The organism is Streptomyces spinosus (assembly GCF_020400655.1).
In the GTDB taxonomy this organism is placed as follows: Bacteria; Actinomycetota; Actinomycetes; order Streptomycetales; family Streptomycetaceae; genus Streptomyces; species Streptomyces argyrophylli.
Genome location: NZ_JAINRC010000020.1, coordinates 80910 through 100246, shown reverse-complemented (window position 1 = coordinate 100246; position 19337 = coordinate 80910). Strand labels below are relative to the sequence as shown.

The 19337-nt window shown below is 72.4% G+C and carries 16 protein-coding genes; 9 read left to right on the top strand and 7 right to left on the bottom strand.

All coding sequences use genetic code 11. The features are described 5' to 3' along the window. Positions 1–20 precede the first annotated feature (20 nt). Complete coding sequence (locus LG395_RS32945) at positions 21–1403, bottom strand: glycine--tRNA ligase (RefSeq protein ID WP_014672583.1); 1383 nt, start codon at positions 1401–1403, stop codon at positions 21–23. A gap of 160 nt (positions 1404–1563) precedes the next feature. Between LG395_RS32945 and LG395_RS32940 the strand changes: the two genes are divergently transcribed. From LG395_RS32940 to LG395_RS32925, 4 genes are read left to right on the top strand one after another with little or no spacing between them, the layout of a single operon-like run. Next, on the top strand, positions 1564–2544 hold the full coding sequence (locus LG395_RS32940; protein ID WP_225812288.1) for a metal ABC transporter substrate-binding protein: 981 nt from the start codon (positions 1564–1566) through the stop codon (positions 2542–2544). Between the two features lie 11 nt (positions 2545–2555). Further along, positions 2556–3326, top strand: a complete 771-nt coding sequence (locus tag LG395_RS32935) for a metal ABC transporter ATP-binding protein (RefSeq protein ID WP_171156530.1) — start codon at positions 2556–2558, stop codon at positions 3324–3326. Next, the gene (locus LG395_RS32930) at positions 3326–4228 is read left to right on the top strand and encodes a metal ABC transporter permease (protein ID WP_225812287.1); all 903 of its coding nucleotides are present in this window, start codon (positions 3326–3328) and stop codon (positions 4226–4228) included. Before LG395_RS32935 ends, LG395_RS32930 begins: the two co-directional genes overlap by 1 nt. Before the next feature lie 59 nt (positions 4229–4287). Further along, positions 4288–4707 (top strand): Fur family transcriptional regulator, encoded by a 420-nt coding sequence (locus LG395_RS32925; RefSeq protein WP_103810821.1) that lies wholly within the window; start codon positions 4288–4290, stop codon positions 4705–4707. 21 nt (positions 4708–4728) lie between these two features. Here LG395_RS32925 and LG395_RS32920 read toward each other — a convergent pair whose 3' ends face one another. The 3 genes from LG395_RS32920 to recO are packed head-to-tail and all read right to left on the bottom strand — an operon-like array spanning position 4729 to position 7720. Next, positions 4729–6054 (bottom strand): histidine-type phosphatase, encoded by a 1326-nt coding sequence (locus LG395_RS32920; protein WP_225812286.1) that lies wholly within the window; start codon positions 6052–6054, stop codon positions 4729–4731. Positions 6055–6094: 40 nt separating this feature from the next. Next, positions 6095–6943, bottom strand: coding sequence for an isoprenyl transferase (locus tag LG395_RS32915; protein ID WP_171156527.1), 849 nt, complete (start codon positions 6941–6943; stop codon positions 6095–6097). A gap of 30 nt (positions 6944–6973) precedes the next feature. After that, entirely contained in the window at positions 6974–7720 is a 747-nt protein-coding gene (gene recO / locus LG395_RS32910) for a DNA repair protein RecO (RefSeq protein ID WP_132783564.1), read from the bottom strand. Between the two features lie 931 nt (positions 7721–8651). Here recO and LG395_RS32905 point away from each other — a divergent pair. The 5 genes from LG395_RS32905 to LG395_RS32885 are packed head-to-tail and all read left to right on the top strand — an operon-like array spanning position 8652 to position 15169. After that, positions 8652–10286, top strand: a complete 1635-nt coding sequence (locus LG395_RS32905) for an ABC transporter substrate-binding protein (protein ID WP_225812285.1) — start codon at positions 8652–8654, stop codon at positions 10284–10286. A gap of 4 nt (positions 10287–10290) precedes the next feature. Continuing rightward, a complete protein-coding gene (locus LG395_RS32900) occupies positions 10291–11247 on the top strand; it encodes an ABC transporter permease (protein ID WP_225812284.1) in 957 nt (318 codons plus the stop codon). Then, positions 11247–13229: a dipeptide/oligopeptide/nickel ABC transporter permease/ATP-binding protein gene (locus LG395_RS32895; protein ID WP_225812283.1), complete on the top strand. Its 1983-nt coding sequence runs from the start codon at positions 11247–11249 to the stop codon at positions 13227–13229. The genes LG395_RS32900 and LG395_RS32895 overlap by 1 nt, the downstream gene beginning before the upstream one ends. Beyond that, a complete protein-coding gene (locus LG395_RS32890; RefSeq protein ID WP_225812282.1) occupies positions 13226–14230 on the top strand; it encodes an oligopeptide/dipeptide ABC transporter ATP-binding protein in 1005 nt (334 codons plus the stop codon). Before LG395_RS32895 ends, LG395_RS32890 begins: the two co-directional genes overlap by 4 nt. Beyond that, positions 14231–15169, top strand: coding sequence for a dihydrodipicolinate synthase family protein (locus LG395_RS32885; protein ID WP_171156516.1), 939 nt, complete (start codon positions 14231–14233; stop codon positions 15167–15169). It begins immediately after the preceding gene. On the opposite strand, the gene LG395_RS32880 is transcribed toward LG395_RS32885, so the two are convergent. From LG395_RS32880 to leuA, 3 genes are all read right to left on the bottom strand, one after another. After that, complete coding sequence (locus tag LG395_RS32880) at positions 15166–16401, bottom strand: sialidase family protein (protein ID WP_225812281.1); 1236 nt, start codon at positions 16399–16401, stop codon at positions 15166–15168. The two genes, LG395_RS32885 and LG395_RS32880, sit on opposite strands and share 4 nt — an antisense overlap. A gap of 97 nt (positions 16402–16498) precedes the next feature. Beyond that, on the bottom strand, positions 16499–17194 hold the full coding sequence (locus LG395_RS32875) for a tellurite resistance TerB family protein (RefSeq protein ID WP_171156512.1): 696 nt from the start codon (positions 17192–17194) through the stop codon (positions 16499–16501). A gap of 277 nt (positions 17195–17471) precedes the next feature. Further along, positions 17472–19193, bottom strand: coding sequence for a 2-isopropylmalate synthase (gene leuA, locus LG395_RS32870; protein WP_225812280.1), 1722 nt, complete (start codon positions 19191–19193; stop codon positions 17472–17474). Positions 19194–19337 lie beyond the last annotated feature (144 nt).

Below are 19337 nucleotides of genomic sequence, written 5' to 3'. Positions count from 1 at the left end.
CCCGGCATCCGGTGGTGTGACTAGGCGCCGACGAGACGCTGGGCCAGGTAGCCCTCGATCTGGTCGAGCGACACGCGCTCCTGCTTCATGGAGTCACGCTCGCGGACGGTGACCGCGTTGTCCTCGAGGGTGTCGAAGTCGACGGTCACGCAGTACGGCGTGCCGATCTCGTCCTGGCGGCGGTAGCGGCGGCCGATGGCACCGGCGTCGTCGAACTCGATGTTCCAGTTCTGCCGCAGCGCCTGGGCGAGGCCCTTGGCCTTCGGGGACAGCTCGGGGTTGCGCGACAGGGGCAGCACGGCGACCTTCACCGGGGCCAGGCGGTGGTCGAGGCGCAGCACCGTGCGCTTCTCCATCTTGCCCTTGGCGTTGGGAGCCTCGTCCTCGACGTAGGCGTCGAGCAGGAAGGCCAGCATGGTGCGGCCGACACCCGCCGCCGGCTCGATGACGTACGGCGTCCAGCGCTCGCCGGCCTCCTGGTCGAAGTAGGAGAGGTCCTGGCCGGAGGCCTTGGAGTGCGCCGAGAGGTCGTAGTCGGTGCGGTTGGCGACACCCTCCAGCTCACCCCACTCCGAGCCGCCGAACTGGAAGCGGTACTCGATGTCGGCGGTGCGCTTGGAGTAGTGGGAGAGCTTCTCCTTCGGGTGCTCGTACCAGCGCATGTTCTCCTCGCGCAGCCCCAGGCCGGTGTACCAGTTCCAGCGCTGCTCCATCCAGTACTCCTGCCACTGCTCGTCCTCGCCCGGCTTGACGAAGAACTCCATCTCCATCTGCTCGAACTCGCGGGTGCGGAAGATGAAGTTGCCCGGCGTGATCTCGTTGCGGAAGGACTTGCCCATCTGGGCGATGCCGAACGGCGGCTTGCGGCGCGAGGTGGTCTGCACCTGGGCGAAGTTGGTGAAGATGCCCTGGGCGGTCTCGGGGCGCAGGTACGCGACCGAGCCGGAGTCCTGGGTCGGGCCGAGGTGCGTGGAGAGCAGACCCGAGAACTGCTTGGGCTCGGTGAACTGGCCCTTGTTGCCGCAGTTCGGGCAGTTGATGTCCGCGAGGCCGTTCGCCGGGGCGTGGCCCTTCTTCTCCTCGTACGCCTCTTCCAGGTGGTCGGCGCGGAACCGCTTGTGACACGCGGTGCACTCGGTCAGCGGGTCCGTGAAGGTGGCGACGTGGCCGGAGGCCACCCAGACCTCGGGGGCCAGGATGACGGACGAGTCGATACCGACGACGTCCTCGCGCGACGTCACCATGTAGCGCCACCACTGACGCTTGATGTTCTCCTTCAGCTCGACACCGAGCGGTCCGTAGTCCCAGGCGGCACGCTGTCCGCCGTAGATCTCACTGCAGGGGAAAACGAAGCCACGGCGCTTGCTCAGGCTGACGATGGTGTCGATCTTGTCGGCGGCCACGGTGCTCTCTTCATTACGACGACGGGCGTTGAAGCGAGATGCTTCCAGCGAATGATTCAGGTTACCGGCGCATGCTCCCCCACGGCCAAATCGGCCCCTGCCCAGACCGCCTGACGAGCGTTGTTGACAACGGTTTCCATCTTTGTTGAAAATGACTGTCATGAACGTACGACGACGCACCCGGTCCCGCGCGCAGCGCCTCATACCCGCCGCCGCGGTCGCCGCGGTCACCGCCCTCGGGATCGGCACGCTGTCCGCCTGCTCCGGCGACAAGGCGGTCGCGGCCAACACGAGCAAGTTCGACGTCGTCGCGTCCTTCTACCCGATGGCCTTCCTCGCCGAGCGGATCGGCGGGGACCACGTCCACGTCACCACCCTCACCTCGCCCGGCCAGGAGCCCCACGACCTGGAGATCAGCCCCCAGCAGATCGCCTCGCTGGAGGAGTCCGACGCGGTGCTCTACCTGAAGAACCTCCAGCCGTCCGTCGACGACGCGGTGGCCCAGTCCTCGGTCGGCACGAAGATCGACGCGGCCTCCCTGACCACGCTGGAGAACCACGGCAGCGAGGTCGGCGGCCACGCGGCCGGGCACGAGAGCCACGAGGACGGGGAATCCACCGGCAAGGACCCGCACATCTGGCTCGACCCGGTGCGCTACGCCCAGGTCGCCGAGGGCGTCGGCAAGGCCTTCGAGAAGGGCGACCCGAAGCACGCGGCCGACTACAGGAAGAACACCGCGGCCCTGGTGAAGCAGCTGAACGACCTGAACACCGCGTTCGAGAACGGCCTCGCCCACCCCAGGAGCAAGGTCTTCATCACCACGCACGCCGCCTTCGGCTACCTCGCCGAGCGCTACGGCCTCACCGAGGAGGCCGTCAGCGGCCTCGACCCCGAGTCCGAGCCGAGCGCCGCCCGCGTCCGGGACCTGGAGAGGATGGCCAGGGCCGACGGCGTCTCCACGGTCTTCTACGAGACGCTCGTCAGCGACAAGACCGCCAGGACCCTCGCAAAGGACACGGGTCTGAGGACCGACGTCCTGGACCCCATCGAGGGCATCACCGGCAAGTCCCGCGGCAAGGACTACTTCGCGGTCCAGCGGGCCAACCTCAAGGCGCTCCAGCAGGCGCTGGGCGCCAAGTGACAGGAGACGAGATGACCAGCGAGCCTGTCATAGCCCTGCGCGGCGTGACCGCCGAACTCGGCGCGCGTCCCGTGCTGCGCGGCGTCGACCTCACCGTCGGCCGCGGCGAGGTCGTCGCGCTGCTCGGCGCGAACGGTTCCGGCAAGTCCACGGCGATCCGCACGATCATCGGCCAGGTGCCGGTGAGCGGCGGCACGATCGAGCTGTTCGGCACCCCGCGCCGGTCCTTCCGGGACTGGGCGCGCGTGGGCTACGTACCGCAGCGGACGACGGCCGCGGGCGGGGTCCCGTCGACGGTCACCGAGATCGTCTCCTCGGGCCGCCTGTCCCGCACCCGCTTCGGCCTCTTCCGCAGGAGCGACCGGGAGGCCGTGCGCCGGGCCCTGGAGCTGGTCGGCATGGCGGACCGCGCCAAGGACTCCGCGGGCGCCCTCTCCGGCGGCCAGCACCAGCGGGTGCTGATCGCCCGCGCGCTGGTCGCCGAGCCCGAGCTGCTGATCATGGACGAGCCGATGGCGGGCGTCGACCTGGCCAGCCAGGAGATCCTCGCGCGCACCCTGGAGCAGCAGGTCGAGGCCGGTACGACGGTCCTGCTCGTGCTGCACGAACTGGGCCCGCTGGAGCCCCTGATCGACCGGGCGGTCGTCCTGCGCGACGGCTGCGTGCTGCACGACGGCCCGCCCCCGCGCGCGGTCGGCCAGCACGCGCTGCCCGGCCACGACCACGTACACCCGCACGCGCCGGCGGGCACCGAACCGATCCGCACGGGACTGCTGAGCTGATGGACTTCCTGAACTACGCCTTCATGCAGCGGGCGCTGCTGGCCGCCGTGCTGGTCGGCATCACCGCGCCCGCGATCGGCATCTACCTGGTCCAGCGCCGCCAGGCCCTGATGGGCGACGGCATCGGGCACGTGGCCATGACGGGTGTCGGCCTCGGCTTCCTGCTGTCCACGTCCCCCGTGTGGATGGCGACGGCCGTCTCCGTCCTGGGCGCGGTCCTGATGGAACTGATCCGCTGGTACGGCAGGACCCGCGGCGACATCGCCCTCGCCATGCTGTTCTACGGCGGTATGGCCGGCGGCGTCATGCTGATCAACCTGGCGCCGGGCGGCTCCACCGCCAACCTGACGTCGTACCTGTTCGGCTCCCTGTCGACGGTGTCCGAGTCCGACGTGACCGCCATCTGCGTGCTCGCCGCGCTCGTCCTGCTGGTCACCCTGGGCGTGCGCCGCCAGTTGTTCGCGGTCAGCCAGGACGAGGAGTTCGCGCGGGTCACGGGCCTGCCGGTGCGCGCGCTGAACCTGCTGACGGCGGTCACCGCGGCCGTCACCGTGACGGTCGCCATGCGGGTCGTCGGTCTGCTGCTGGTGTCCGCGCTGATGGTCGTCCCCGTGGCGGCGGCGCAGCAGCTCAGCCGCAGCTTCACCGTCACCTTCGTGATCGCGGTGGCGATCGGGGTGGTGGTGGCCGTCAGCGGCACGGTCACGTCCTACTACCAGGACGTCCCGCCCGGCGCCACGATCGTCCTGCTGACCATCGCCGCGTTCCTCGCGCTGACCGCGCTGGCCGGTCCGCTGGCCCGGCGACGCGCCCGCGCGGCCGCCGCGGCCCAGCCCGCCGGGGACCCGGCGGAGTGCGTGATTCCGCCCGCGCGGGGCGCCGGAGACGAGGTCGGCGTCTGACCGCCGACGGCCCGGACTGGCACAATGGCCCGGGCAGCAGCAGACGTGAGGAGGCAACGGTGACGACCGCTGGACCGCCCGTGAAGGGCCGCGCGACCCGCCAGCGTGCAGCCGTGGCGGCGGCCCTGGACGAGGTCGACGAGTTCCGCAGCGCGCAGGAACTGCACGACATGCTCAAGCACAAGGGCGACTCCGTCGGCCTGACCACGGTCTACCGCACCCTCCAGTCCCTCGCCGAGGCCGGCGAGGTCGACGTCCTGCGCACGTCCGACGGCGAGTCCGTCTACCGCCGCTGCTCCAGCGGCGAACACCACCACCACCTGGTCTGCCGCGCCTGCGGCAAGGCGGTGGAGGTGGAGGGCCCGGCGGTGGAGAAGTGGGCCGAGGCGATCGCCGCCGAGCACGGTTACGTCAACGTGGCCCACACGGTGGAGATCTTCGGCACGTGCGCCGACTGCGCCGACTGCGCCCAGGGCTGACCGCCGGGCTCCCGCTCCGGCTCACCACCGCCCGAAACAGCGCTCCAGCTCGTCCAGGTCGTAGAAGGCGCTGCCCTTCGCGACCGGACGGCAACCCGCCTTGAAGGGCGTCTCCTTCTCGTTGTAGAGCATCCGTACCAGCCAGCGGCTGCCCCCGCGGTAGACGTCCCACTGGATGTTGGCGCCCAGCGGGGAGACGGCGGCGCCCCGCCACGCGTTGTCCGCGTAGGTGTACGGCTCCCCCGGCGTCGCCGGCTTCGTGCTGCCCGGCAGACCCATCAGCGCGGCCAGCGGGATGATCTCCTCGGCGTGGGTGAAGCGCAGCTCGGCGCCGATCCGGCCGGTGCCGGCGCGCTTGGCCTCGACCTGCCGGAACAGGTCGTCCAGCAGGACGTCCGCCATCCTGTAGGTGATGTCGCTGTCGGCGAAGCCGGGACCCTTCTCGTAGAAGTCCTCCGCGTCCCCGAGATACCCGAACCAGGCCGCGTCCGCGGCGGAGACGAACCGCTCCATGCCCCAGCCCGCGCCGCCGGGACTCTCCTCGGTCATCGCGGGGGCGATGGCGTACAGGTTGTAGACGGCCTCCGCGGCGCCCGTCTGGTCGGCGATCCGCTCCACGAAGGCGTCCTTGAAGATCTTCCGCAGCACGCTGCGGGCGGCCCGCTTCGTTCGGGGCTGACCGGTGATCCGGCTCAGGGTGTCCTTGAGGCGCTGGTCGTTCGCGATGTAGTCGCGGTAGGCGGCACCGCCCGCCGCCTTGTGGAAGTACAGCAGGTCCTTGTCGGTGCGGGCCGGCCCGATGAGCGGCTCCAGCGCCGGGTCGGCCTCGGCGAGGGCGTCCGTGAACGCGGTGCCGCTGTCCACGGCCCGTCCCTGCCCCGAGCTGACGACGTCGATCCGCTCCCCGGCGTCCGCGATCTCCTTGAACAGGGCGGGCAGCCGCCGCTGCATGCGGACGGCCGTGTCCGTCAGTTCCCGCTTGCCGCGCCCGCTGAGGCTGCCGTAGCCGACCCTGGCCATGGCGGCCTCCAGGGCGCGGACCGTCGGGCCGAACTCCTCTCCCCTGCGGGTGAGTTGTCCCTCCGCCTCGGCCTGGTCCCACAGCGCGAGGACCAGTTCCCCGTCCTCGCCGTCCGTGGCCGCGCGGGAGCCGTGCCGGGAGACGCTCTCGGTGAAGACGGGCTCGAAGCCGACCGGGGGCCGCTGGTAACCGTGCGGGTCCTGCTGCGGCGCGTAGGGCGCCTTGGTGCCGTAACTCTCGCGGTGCGCGGGACCTTCCGCCGCGTGCGCGGGCAGGGCTGCGAGCAGCAGGGCGCCGAGGGCGAGGACAGGGGTCAGACGTCTCATGAGTCCCGTATCCTCGGCGGCCCGCGTGAACCGACGATGGCTACGAGGTGGAATCACCCTTCATGGCGGCTTCCATGGCGAGCAGTTCCTCGTTCGGGACGGCGCCGCCGAAGCGGCGGTCGCGGGAGGCGAACTCGACGCAGGCCCGCCACAGGTCACGGCGGTCGAAGTCGGGCCACAGCACGTCCTGGAAGACCATCTCGGCGTACGCGCTCTGCCAGAGCAGGTAGTTGGACGTGCGCTGCTCACCGCTCGGCCGCAGGAACAGGTCGACGTCCGGCATGTCCGGGTAGTACAGGTACTTCTGGAGGGTCTTCTCGTTGACCTTGGACGGGTCGAGCCGGCCCGCCTTCACGTCCTCGGCGAGCCGCTGCGCCGCGTCGGCGATCTCCGCACGGCCGCCGTAGTTCATGCAGAAGTACAGGGTGAGCAGGTCGTTGCCCTTGGTCTGTTCCTGCGCTACCTGGAGCTCCTTCGCCACCGACTTCCACAGCTTCGGCATCCGGCCCACCCAGCGCACCCGCACGCCCAGTTCGTCGAGCTGGTCGCGGGTCTTGCGGATGAAGTCGCGGTTGAAGTTCATCAGGAAGCGGACCTCCTCGGGCGACCGCTTCCAGTTCTCGGTGGAGAAGGCGTACAGGGAGATGTTGCGGACGCCGACCTCGATGGAGCCCTGGAGCACGTCCAGCACCCGCTCGGCGCCGACCTTGTGCCCCTCGGTGCGCGGCAGCCCCCGTTCCTTGGCCCACCGCCCGTTGCCGTCCATGACGATCGCCACGTGGTTCGGGACCAGCTCACCCGGGAGCTTGGGCGCGCGGGCACCGGAGGGATGCGGCTCCGGCGCCTTGTACTCGCGCCGCTGGCGCCCCAGGATCCCGCGTACGACCATGTGCTTCTCGTCTCCTCGAACGTGCCGTGCTTACTTCTCTACGTACCGCAGGGAGCGCAGTCCGCGCTCCAGGTGCCAGTGCAGGTAGGCGGACACCAGCCCGCTGCCCTCGCGGACGTACCGTGCCTCGCACGCGTCCGCCGTCTCCCAGTCTCCCGTAAGCAGCGCCCCCAGCAGCACGAGGGTCTGCGGGGACGGTACGACACTGCCGGGCACCCGGCAGTCGGCGCAGACGGAGCCGCCGGAGGCGACGGAGAAGAACCGGTTGGGGCCGGGCATCCCGCACTTCGCGCAGTCGCCGAAGCTGGGCGCGTAGCCGTTGACGGCGAGGGAGCGCAGCAGGAAGGCGTCGAGGACGAGGTGCGGCGCGTGCTCGCCCCGGGCGAGCGTCCGCAGGGCCCCGACCAGCAGCAGGTACTGCTGGACGGCCGGCTCGCCCTCGTGGTCCGTGAACCGCTCGGCCGTCTCCAGCATGGCGGTCCCGGCGGTGTAGCGCGCGTAGTCGGTGACGATGCCGCCGCCGTAGGGCGCGATGGTCTCGCTCTGCGTGCACAGCGGCAGTCCGCGTCCGACCAGTTCGCTCCCCCGCGCGAAGAACTGCACGTCGACGTGGGAGAAGGGTTCGAGCCGGGCGCCGAACTTGGACTTCGTACGCCGCACGCCCCGGGCGACGGCCCGCACCCGGCCGTGACCGCGGGTGAGCAGCGTGATGATCCGGTCCGCCTCACCCAGCTTCTGGGTGCGCAGCACGATGCCGTCGTCGCGGAACAGGCTCATGGACCCATTCTCGCCCATGCCGGGGGCGGCACTGTCGCGCGCGGGGCGGGGAGGCCGGAACCGGCGCGGGTGCGGCCGGGCCGGCGGTGCGCGGGACCGGCACGGCCGGGGTGAACGGGGCCGCCCGGACTCCGCCGGACAGCTCGGCCGGACCCGGCGCCCGGCACGGGCGGGCCGCCGGCGTGCTGCCCGCTGGCGGCCGGAGGCGAGCCGCGTGCGTCGGTGCGGAGGCCGGAACCGGCGCGGATGCGGCCGAGCCGGCGGCGGCGCCGGCCTGCTGCCCGCTGGCCGCCGGACACGAGCCGCGTGCGTCGGTGCGGAGGCCGGAACCGGCGCGGGTGCGGCCGAGCCGGCGGTGCGCGGGACCGGCACGGCCGGGGTGAACGGGGCCGCCCGGACTCCGCCGGACAGCTCGGCCGGACCCGGCGCCCGGCACGGGGGGCCGCCGGCGGCGCCGGCCTGCTGCCCCCTGGCGGCCGGAGGCGAGCCGCGTGCGTCGGTGCGCGGTCGCTCGGCCGGCGGCGCGGGCCGGCAGGACGCGCGGGATCGCCGGCTCCCCGCCGGGTAACCAGGACGGGCGCGAACACGGACGACGATCCGGCGGGAAGGCCACCGGCGCCCCGCCGCATGCGACCGACCGGGGCCCTCGCCCCCCGGCCGTCCGGGACGCGACGCCGGCTAGGGCCCGGGCACCTGCGAGACGCCCGCCGGCGCTCAGCAGCCGCGCGGCCCTCGTCCGGGCGGGGTCCGGTGTCCATCCCGTCTCGCCGCCCGCCCATGGGGGCGGCCTCTGGCGGATGCCCCATTCGTGTGCGCCGTCTTGACCGGTCCCGGGGGCGCTCCTATGGTCGCGCTACCGGCCGGACGTAGGACGTAGGACGTCGTATCACCCCCGCTCTCACCCCTCCCCCACCCACCCGCTGGAGGACCCGTGCGCGACGACGACGTGAACCCCGGCGCACCGGCACCGCTTCGCCGGCAGTTCCTGAAGTACTCCGGCGCGCTCGGCGCCGCCGCCGCCCTGACCCCCGCGCTGGCCGCCTGTTCCGCCGGTCCGGAGTCGACGAACGACACCGGGGGCGGTGGCGGCAAGGACCGCACGCTGACCGCCGTGATCGGGTACGGCAACGACGGCAGCTGGGACCCCACGCAGACCGCGTCGGCGTTCGCGATGGCCGCCAACAACCACATCTACGAGGGGCTGCTGGACACGGACCCGATCACCCGGGAGCCGTATCCGGCGCTGGCCACCGCGATCCCCCGCGACCCGTCCGCCACCACCTGGCGTTTCTCGCTGCGCCCCGGCGCCACCTTCCACGACGGCACGCCCGTCACCGCCGACGACGTCGTGTTCGTCTTCGACCGGATCCTCGATCCGCACACCCAGACGCTCGCCAAGGGTTTCTTCGCCCCCTGGCTGGACTCCGTGCGGAAGACCGACGCCCGGACGATCGAGCTCGTCCTCAAGTTCCCCTTCCCGGACGGTCTGGCCCGCCTCACCCTCGCCAAGGTCATGCCCCGGCACGTCTTCTCCCGGCCCGGCGCCTGGGACGACGCGGTCAAGGGGCTGGCGGTGGGCTCGGGGCCGTACCGGCAGACCGCGCACCACCCCAAGTCGAACACCACCTTCGAGGCGTTCGCCGCCTACAACGGACCCCGCAGGCCCGCCTTCCACAGGATGAACTGGCTGACCATCGTGGACGCGGCACCCCGCGTCGCGAAGATCTCCGGGACCGGCGCCGGCGCGCAGATCGCCGACAACATCCCCTACGCCAACATCCCCCGGCTGGAGCAGGGCGGGCTGAAGGTGGCCGGCGGCGCCGGGATGAACAACCTCTTCCTGATGTTCAACACCCGGCACAAGCCCTTCGACGACGTCCGCGTCCGCCAGGCGCTGCACTACGCCATCGACACCGAGAAGATGGTGCGGGTCGCGCTGAAGGGCCACGGCAGGCCCGCGTCCTCGTTCCTCAACGAGGGAAATCCCGGCTACCGCCGGGCGAAGACCGTCTACGACCACGACCCGGACAGGGCCAGGGCCCTGCTGAAGGCCGCCGGGGTCACCGACCTCAGCGTCGAGATCCTCGCCGTCAACGTCAGCTGGATCGTGGACTGTCTGCCGACCGTCAAGTCCTCCTGGGACGCGATCGGAGTGCGGACCACCCTGGCGCCGCAGGAGACCACGGCCGTCTTCACCAAGATGGACCAGAAGCAGGACTACCAGGTGGTCGCGGCGGCCTCCAACCCCAACCAGTTCGGGCGCGACGCCGACCTGATCATGCACTACAACTACGGGCCCGGGAACCTGTGGATGCGGTACACGCGGTGGGAAGGCCACCCCGTCGCCCGGCGGCTCTTCAGGGACATGGACCGGGCGACCCGGGAGCCGGATCCCGCGAGGAAGAAGGCGATGATCCAGGACTACGTCGACGTCGTCGCCGAGCAGGCGGTGCTCTACCCGGTCGTCCACAACGAGCTGATGACCGCCTGGGACCCGCGTCAACTCAGCGGGATAAGGGCCCAGCCGTACCCGGGCCTCAACCTGCTCCAGGCCACGTGGGCCTGACGGCATGACGGCCGTCGTACGCATCCTGCTGCGCCGCATCGCCCTGCTCGTGCCCCTGCTCCTCGGCATCGTGCTCTTCGTGTTCCTGGTGATGCGGTTCTCGGACACCGACCCGGCGTCGGCGTTCTTCCAGGGCGCCAACCCGACCCCCGGGCAGCTCCACGAGTTCCGGGAACGCAACGGGCTGCTGGACCCGCTGCCCCTGCGGTACGTCCACTTCGTCGGCGGCCTGCTCCACGGCGACCTCGGCACCAGCGCCCTGACCCGCGCGCCCGTGGCCGACCAGGTCACCACCGCGCTGCCGCTCACCCTCCAGCTGACCTTCCTCGGTCTCGCGCTCGCGGTCGTGCTGGCGCTGGCGGGCGGGGTGACGGCGGCGGTGTACCGGGACCGGCTGCCGGACCAGGCCATCCGGGTCGTCTCACTGGTCGGGGTGGCCGCGCCCGGCTTCTGGCTGGCGCTGCTGATGATCCAGTACCTGGCCGTGGACCGGGGCTGGTTCCCGACCGGCGGCTACGTCAACCCCGCCGACTCCCTCACCGGCTGGCTGAGGACCATGGCCCTGCCCGCGTTCGCGCTGTCCCTGCCGGTCGCCGCCCAGCTCACCCGGATCGTGAGGACCTCCGTGGTGGAGGAGCTGGACAAGGACTACGTCCGGACGGCGATCGGGAACGGGCTGCCGCCCCGGGTCGTCGTCGGCCGGAACGTGCTGCGCAACGCGCTCGTCAATCCCCTCACCGTGCTCGGGCTGCGGGTCGGCTACCTCCTCGGCGGTGCCGTCGTCATCGAGACGATCTTCTCGCTGCCCGGCATGGGGAAGCTGATGATCGACGCCGTACAGAACGGCGACCCGGCCGTCGTGCAGGGGGTCGTACTGACCACCGCGACCGGATTCGTCGTCGTCAACCTCGTCATCGACATCCTGTATCTGCTGGTCAACCCACGTTTGAGGGCGGCCTGATGGTGACGCGCGCGCATCTCGGCAAGCGGCTCTCCCGGCCCGGCGGAGTCCGGCCGCGCGGCCTGCGCCGGCTGCCGCCGCTGTCCAGGGCCGCCGTCTGCTTCCTGGCCGTCGTCATCGTCGTCGCCGTCCTCGCCCCCGTCCTCGCCCCGCACGACCCGCTCGACCAGCAGGACCCGGCCGGCGGGACCGGGGCGCCGTCGGCGGCGCACTGGCTGGGGCAGGACAGCCTCGGCCGGGACGTCCTGAGCCGGCTGATGTACGGCGCCCGCTGGTCCCTCGCCATCGGGCTGGGCGCGACCGCGCTCGCGCTGGCCGTCGGCGCCGTCGTCGGCGCGCTGGCCGCCACCTCCCGCAAGGCGGTGGACGAGACGCTGATGCGCTGCCTGGACGTGGTGATGGCGTTCCCGGGCATCGCGCTCGCGGCCGTGCTGGTGGCCGTGTTCGGCGGCGGCATCGGCGTGCTGATCTGTGCCATCGCGTTCCTCTTCACCCCGCCCGTGGCGCGGGTCGTGCGCGCCAACGTGCTGGACCAGTACGGCGAGGACTACGTCACCGCCGAGCGGGTCATCGGCGCCCGCACCCCGCACATCGTGCTGCGGCACGTGGCCGTCAACTGTGCCGCGCCGGTGCTGGTGTTCTGCACGGTCCAGGTCGCCGAGGCCATCGTGTTCGAGGCGTCGCTGTCCTTCATCGGCGCGGGCGTGCGGCCCCCGGACCCGTCCTGGGGCAGTGTCATCGCCGACGGCAAGAAAATGGTGCTGACCGGCGGCTGGTGGGCGACCGTCTTCCCCGGGCTGCTGATCCTGCTCACCGTGCTGGCGCTGAACATCCTCTCCGAGGGCGTCTCGGACGCGTGGGCGGCGCCGGCGCCCCGCGAGGTGGACGCGCCCCCGGCGGACCGGCTGGAGACCCCGGAGCCCGGCACCGGCGAGGTGCTGCCGCTGCCCGGTCTCACCGAGGCCGCCCGGCGGCTGCGCTCCCGGGCCCGGCCGCTGCCGGACCGCGGCGGACAGCCGGTGCTCGCCGTGGAGGACCTCGCCATCGGCTTCCCGGACCGGCACCGGGGCGTGGACGTCGTGGCCGGGGTCGGCTTCGAGGTGTACCCCGGTGAGGTGCTGGGGCTGGTGGGCGAGTCGGGCTGCGGTAAGTCGCTGACCGCGCTGACCGTCATGGGGCTCCAGCCGAAGGGCGCCCGGGTCGCCGGCCGCATCCGGTTCCGGCAGCGGGACCTGCTCGCCGAGCCGGCGCGGGCGCGGCGGCGGCTCCTCGGCCACGAGATGGCCATGGTGTACCAGGACGCCCTGTCCTCCCTGAACCCGGCCATGACCGTCCGGGCCCAGCTGAAGCAGCTCGTCCGGCGCGGCGGCAGGCGCGGTCCGCGCGAACTCGTGGAGCTGGTCGGCCTGGACCCCGACCGCACCCTGCGCAGCTATCCGCACGAGCTGTCCGGCGGGCAGCGCCAGCGCGTGCTCATCGCGATGGCCCTCTCCCGCGACCCGAAGCTGATCGTCGCCGACGAGCCGACCACCGCCCTGGACGTCACCGTGCAGGCCCAGGTCATGGAGCTGCTGCTGCGGCTGCGGGCCGAGCTGGGCTTCGCACTGGTCCTGGTCTCGCACGATCTGGCACTGGTCGCCGACGTCACCGACCGGGTGATGGTGATGTACGGCGGGCAGATCGTGGAGACCGGGGTGACCGCCGGCCTGGTCGCGGCACCGGCCCACCACTACACGCGCGGGCTGCTCGGCAGCGTGCTCTCGCTGGAGTCGGCCGAGGAGCGGATGACCCAGATCAAGGGGGTCGTACCGGCCCCGGCCGACTTCCCGGCGGGCTGCCGCTTCGCCGACCGCTGCCCGCTGGCCACCGAGGTGTGCCACACCACCGCCCCGGTCCTCACGGGCACCCCCGCCCACACGGCCGCCTGCCACCACCCGGCGGTCGACCTGACGTCGGCGCAGAGCGAGGAGGCCCTGCGGTGAGCGCTGTCGCGGAGGTGCGGGAGGCGCACGTCGTCCACCGGGCGCGCAGCGGCGGCCTGTTCCGCCGGGACCGGGTGTACGCCCTGACCGGCGCCGCTCTGCGCGTCGCGCCCGGTGAGACGGTCGGGGTGGTCGGCGAGTCGGGGTGCGGGAAGTCGACGCTGGCGAAGGTGCTGGTGGGCATCGAGCGGCCGGTGTCCGGGACGGTGGCGTTCCGGGGGCGGGACCTGTGGGCGATGCCGGCCGCCGAGCGCAGGGCCACGGTCGGCGCGGGCACCGGCATGATCTTCCAGGACCCGTCGACCGCGCTGAACCGCCGGCTGACGGTCCGCCGGATCCTGCGCGATCCGCTGGACGTCCACCGGCGCGGTACGCGGGCCGAACGCGAGGAACGGGTACGGGAGTTGATGGCCCTCGTCGGCCTGCCCCGGGCGCTCGCCGACGCCCTGCCCGGGCAGCTCTCCGGCGGACAGCGGCAGCGGGTCGCCATCGCCCGCGCGCTCGCCCTCGACCCGGAGCTGGTCGTCGCCGACGAGCCGACCAGCGCCCTGGACGTCTCGGTCCGCGCGCAGATCCTCAACCTGCTGCTCGACCTGAAGGAGCGCCTCGGTCTCGCCCTGGTGTTCGTCTCGCACGACATCCAGACCGTACGGCGGATGAGCGACCGGGTGATCACCATGTACCTCGGCCGGATCGTGGAGGAGACCCCGGCGGACCGGGTCACCGCCGCGGCCCGGCACCCGTACACCCGTGCCCTGTTCTCGGCCACGCCGGGCCTGCTGGACCCCGTCGACCCGATCCCGCTGACCGGGCCGGTCCCCTCGGCGACCCGCCCGCCGAGCGGCTGCCCGTTCCGCACCCGCTGCTGGAGGGCCGACGAGGTCTGCGCCGCGTCGATGCCGGACTTCTCGGCCGCGTCACGGCCCGGACACCGCTACCGGTGCCACCATCCTGTCCAGGAGGACCAGCCGAACCGAGACCCAGCGCCCCAGGAGCCGTGAATGTCCCTTCCGACCCCGCTCACCGGTGTCGTCCCGCCCGTCTGCACGCCCCTGACACCGGAACGCGAGGTGGACGTGCCCTCGCTGCTGCGCCTGGTGGACTTCCTGGTGGAGGCCGGGGTGCACGGGCTGTTCCTGCTGGGCTCGACGTCGGAGGCGGCCTTCCTGACGGACGCGCAGCGCGAGCGGGTGGTGGCGGCCGTGACCGCGCACGTGGGCGGTCAGCTGCCCGTGCTCGCCGGGGCCATCGACATGACCACCCCGCGCGTCCTGGAGCACGTCGCGGCGGTCGCCTCGGCGGGGGCGCGGGCCGTCGTCGTGACCGCGCCGTTCTACGCCCGCACCCACCCGGCGGAGATCGTCCACCACTACCGCCGGATCGCCGCCGCCAGTCCGGTCCCGGTGATCGCCTACGACATCCCCGTCGCCGTGCACACCAAACTCCCCGCGGACCTGCTGCTGGGGCTCGCCGGGGACGGCGTGCTGGCCGGGGTCAAGGACTCCAGCGGGGACCTGGCGGCCTTCCGGGAGGTGGTCACCGGCGCCCGCGCCCACCCCGGGTTCAGCGTGCTGACCGGCTCGGAGCTGATCACCGACGCGGCGCTGGCGCTGGGCGCCGACGGGGCCGTGCCGGGCCTGGCCAATGTCGACCCGCACGGCTACGTGCGCCTGTACCGCCAGTGCCGGGCGGGCGACGCGGAGGGGGCGCGGGCCGAACAGGAGCGGTTGTGCGCGCTGTACGGGATCACCGGTGTCGGTGACCCCGCGCGGATGGGCGGCAGTTCGGCGGCGCTGGGCGCGTTCAAGGCGGCGCTGCATCTGCGCGGGATCATCGACTGCCCGGTGACCGCCGAACCGCAGGTCCCGCTGAGCGGCGCGGAGGTCGAGCAGATCGGCAAGCTGCTGGCGGCGGCCGGCCTGCTCGGCCTCGACGGCTAGGCCGTCCCGCGCCACCCCCCGCCGGGCCCTGGAGCGCCCAGGCGGAGTCTGCGGAACCGGAGGGACTCGTACGGGCCCCGGACGCCGGTCTCGTACAGGACGCCGATCGTGCCGGGGGCGAGCTGGACCAGGTCGGAGTAGGCGGCCGGCCGGTCGGAGAGGGTGAGCAGCCTGCGGAAGGTGCGGCCGGCGTCCGTGCTCGCCCAGAGGGCCGCGGCACGCCGTGCGGTCGGTACGGAGGGCGCGGAGAACAGCAGGGGCGCGCCCGGTTCCCGCGGCTGGAGGACGCTGCCCTGGACCACCGGGACGGCGTCCAGGGCGGGCTGGACGGTGTAGGGGCGGTCCAGGGTCAGGCCGCCGTCACCGGAGTAGGTGTCGAGGCGGTTGCCGGGGGCGGTGCCGTTCTGGTCGCGGGAGCTGAGGTAGACGCGTCCGTCCGGGAGTTGCGCCGCGCTGGTCTCGTTGGCGTTGGTCACGCCGTCGTATCCGTCGTCCACGGCCCCCAGGTGCCAGGTGCGGCCGGAGTCGTCGCTGTAGAGGACGTGCGCGCCGTAGTACCTGGCCTCCTGGCCGGTGTCCCGGGAGCCGGCGGGCGGGGCCGCGGAGTGGTCGGCGGAGACCAGCAGACGGCTGGGGGCGCCCCCTCCGGGCGAGTGCGGGCCGCGGGTGAGGGCGACGGCGTGGCCGGGACCGGTGGCGTACCAGCGCCAGCCGGGCCGGGTCACCTGGGCCGTGATGTCCCGGGGTGCGGTGAAACGGCGGCCGTCGTCCGTGCTGCGCTGCACGAAGACCCGGCGGCCCTGTTCCGCGGTGACCTCGCCGCGCATGATCCGCGCCTCCGTCACGGTGCCGCCGTTGGCGCAGGTGAGCAGGACGACCGCGCCGGTGTGCGGGTCGACCACGGGCGCCGGGTTGCCCCTGGTGCGGCCCTGCCCGGCGGCCACCACGGTCAGCGGGCCCCAGGTGCAGCCGCCGTCGGTGGAGCGGCGCAGGACGACGTCGATGTCACCGGTGTCTCCCGCGCCGTCGCGCCGGCCCTCGGCGAAGGCCAGGACGGTGCCGCGCCGGGTCTTCACCGCGGCCGGGATGCGGTAGACGGTGTACCCGCCCCGCCCGGACACGTACGGCACCGAGGAGGCGCAGCCGGCGGTCGCCGCGTGGGCGGGCGGCCCGGTGGTGAGCGGGGCGAGGAGCGCCAGGCTGGTGAGGAGGGAGCGGCTGCGCGGGGTCACGCCCTGATGCTCCCCACGATCACCGGGGCGGTCTTACTCCGTCCGGGTGATCAGGGGGGAGGATCAGGGCGGGCGGTCGGGCGGTCCCGACGGGTGGTCAGGACGGGGTGCGGGCCGCGGCCAGGAGGCGGGTCACGTCGTCGGAGCAGATGGTGAGGGCGGCGCCGACGGTGGCGAGGGCGTCGCGTTCGGCGGGGGTGTAGGGGCCGTCGGCGAGGGCGATGCGGGCGGCCTGGAGCAACAGGGACTCGCGTCCGGCCGGCGCCAGGTGCGGGGCGAGCGGGTCCAGGGACTCGTGCAGCTCTATGGTCAGCCCGGCCCCGCACGGCTGCTCGAAGTACCGGCCGGTGTCGGCGGCGAGGGCGTCGACCAGGGCGGCCAGCTGGTCCTCGGTGCACTCGGCGAAGCCGGCCGCACGGACCGTGGCGGCGGCCGTCTCCAGGGCCGCGCGGGAACTGGTGCCGCCGGCGGCGAGCACCGCGAGGGCGACGGTGTGCACGGCGTCCCGGAGCATCGCGGAGAAGCGGCGGGTGGTGGGGTGGTCCAGCACCTCGGTGCCGAAGTGGTGCTCGCAGGCCGCGCACTCCACGACCGGTCCGGCCGTCCCGCGCGGCAGCACGGGCATGCCGAGCAGGGTGAGCCGGCGTCGTCCGGTGAGCCGCTGGTAGTTGCGGTCGCCGCCGCAACCGGGGCAGAAGAACTCGCCGTCTCCCACGGACGTCCACGCGGTGCGGGTGCCCAGGATGCGCGCAGCCCTGGCGGCACGGCCGTCTCGTCCCCGTACTGGCAGCACGTCGCACCTCCGTAACCGCACGGCAACATCGCCGCGCTGGCGTGATGTTAGCCACATCACCGAGGCGGAGTCAGTACCCCGTAAGAGACCTTTCTGTGACCTGGGGGGCGCGTTGGCCGGAAACAGGCGGTCCCCGCCCACCGGTGCACGGTGGGCGGGGACCTGTGGACGCCGGGCGGGGCAGCGCCCCGAAGGGGCGCGGGGAACGGCGCGACCAGCCACGACGGCGCCGCGCCCGCCCGCCGACCGACGCCCCTGGTCCGCTGCGGGCGAAGCGCTAGCGCGTCGCGCGGTTCACGGCGGAGACGACCGCCTTCAGCGACGCACGCGTCGTGTTCGCGTCGATGCCGATGCCCCACAGGACCTTGCCGTCGATCGCGCACTCGATGTAGGAGGCGGCCTGCGCGGAGGCTCCCTCGCTCATCGTGTGCTCCTGGTAGTCCAGCAGGCGTACGTCGATGCCGATGGACTGCAGAGCGTCGAAGAAGGCCGAGATCGGACCGTTGCCGGAACCGGTCAGGACCCGGTCCTCGCCGTCGACGGTGGCCTCGACGGTGAGGGTGTCCACACCGTCGGTGTCGGTGGTCGACTGGCCGGTCCTGACCTGGACGCGGCCCCACGGGTTCGCGGGGTTCGGCAGGTACTCGTCCTGGAAGACCTCCCAGATCTCCTTCGGCGTGATCTCGCCGCCCTCGGCGTCGGTCTTCGCCTGGATGATCCTGGAGAACTCGATCTGCATCCGGCGCGGCAGGTCGAGCTTGTGGTCGTTCTTCAGGACGTAGGAGATACCGCCCTTGCCCGACTGCGAGTTGACGCGGATGACGGCCTCGTAGGAGCGGCCGACGTCCTTCGGGTCGATCGGCAGGTACGGCACCGCCCACTCCAGGTCGTCCACGGTGACCCCGCGGGCCGCCGCGTCGGCCTCCATGGCGTCGAAGCCCTTCTTGATGGCGTCCTGGTGGGAGCCGGAGAAGGACGTGTAGACCAGGTCGCCCACGTACGGGTGGCGCGGGTGGACCTCCATCTGGTTGCAGTACTCCCACGTACGACGGATCTCGTCGATGTCGGAGAAGTCGATCTGCGGGTCGACGCCCTGGGAGAACAGGTTCATGCCCAGGGTGACCAGGTCGACGTTGCCGGTGCGCTCGCCCTGCCCGAACAGGCAGCCCTCGACGCGGTCGGCGCCGGCCATCAGCGCCAGCTCGGCGGCGGCCACGGCCGTGCCGCGGTCGTTGTGCGGGTGGACGGACAGGCAGACGTACTCGCGGCGGGTCAGGTTGCGGTGCATCCACTCGAAGCGGTCCGCGTGCGTGGACGGCGTCGAACGCTCCACGGTGGCGGGCAGGTTGAGGATGATCTCGCGGCCCGGACCCGGCTGGTAGACGTCCATCACCGCCTCGCAGACCTCCAGCGCGAAGTCCAGCTCGGTGTCGGTGAAGATCTCCGGGGAGTACTGGTAGCCGAACTCGGTCTCCGGGCCCAGCAGCTTCTCGGCGTACTCCATCACCAGGCGGGTGCCGTCGACGGCGATCTGCTTGATGTCGTCCCTGGAGCCGCGGAAGACGACCCGGCGGAAGACCGGGGCGGTGGCGTTGTACAGGTGGACGGTGGCGCGGCGCGCGCCCTTCAGGGACTCCACGGTCCGCTCGATCAGGTCCTCGCGGGCCTGGGTGAGGACGGAGATGGTCACGTCCTCGGGGATCGCGCCCTCTTCCTCGATGATCGAGCGCACGAAGTCGAAGTCGGTCTGGCCGGAGGCGGGGAAGCCGACCTCGATCTCCTTGTAGCCCATCTTGACCAGCTGGTCGAACATGCGCCGCTTGCGCTCGGGCGACATGGGGTCGATCAGGGCCTGGTTGCCGTCGCGCAGGTCGGTGGAGAGCCAGCGGGGCGCGGTGGTGATCCGCTTGTTCGGCCAGGTGCGGTCCGGGATGTCGACCTGCTCGTAGCGGCCGTACTTGTGGATCGGCATGGGGCTGGGCTGCTGGCGGTTGGCCATGATGGCGTGGGCTCCTCAGGATGTCTTGGATATCCGAGTGGACGGCCGACGACGCAACGCCAAGCTCCGCGGGGAGGGAGTCGGCCTCGACTACAGGCCCTCGCCGCGGCAGCTAAGAAGAAGCAGCCATGAACGCATGATGCT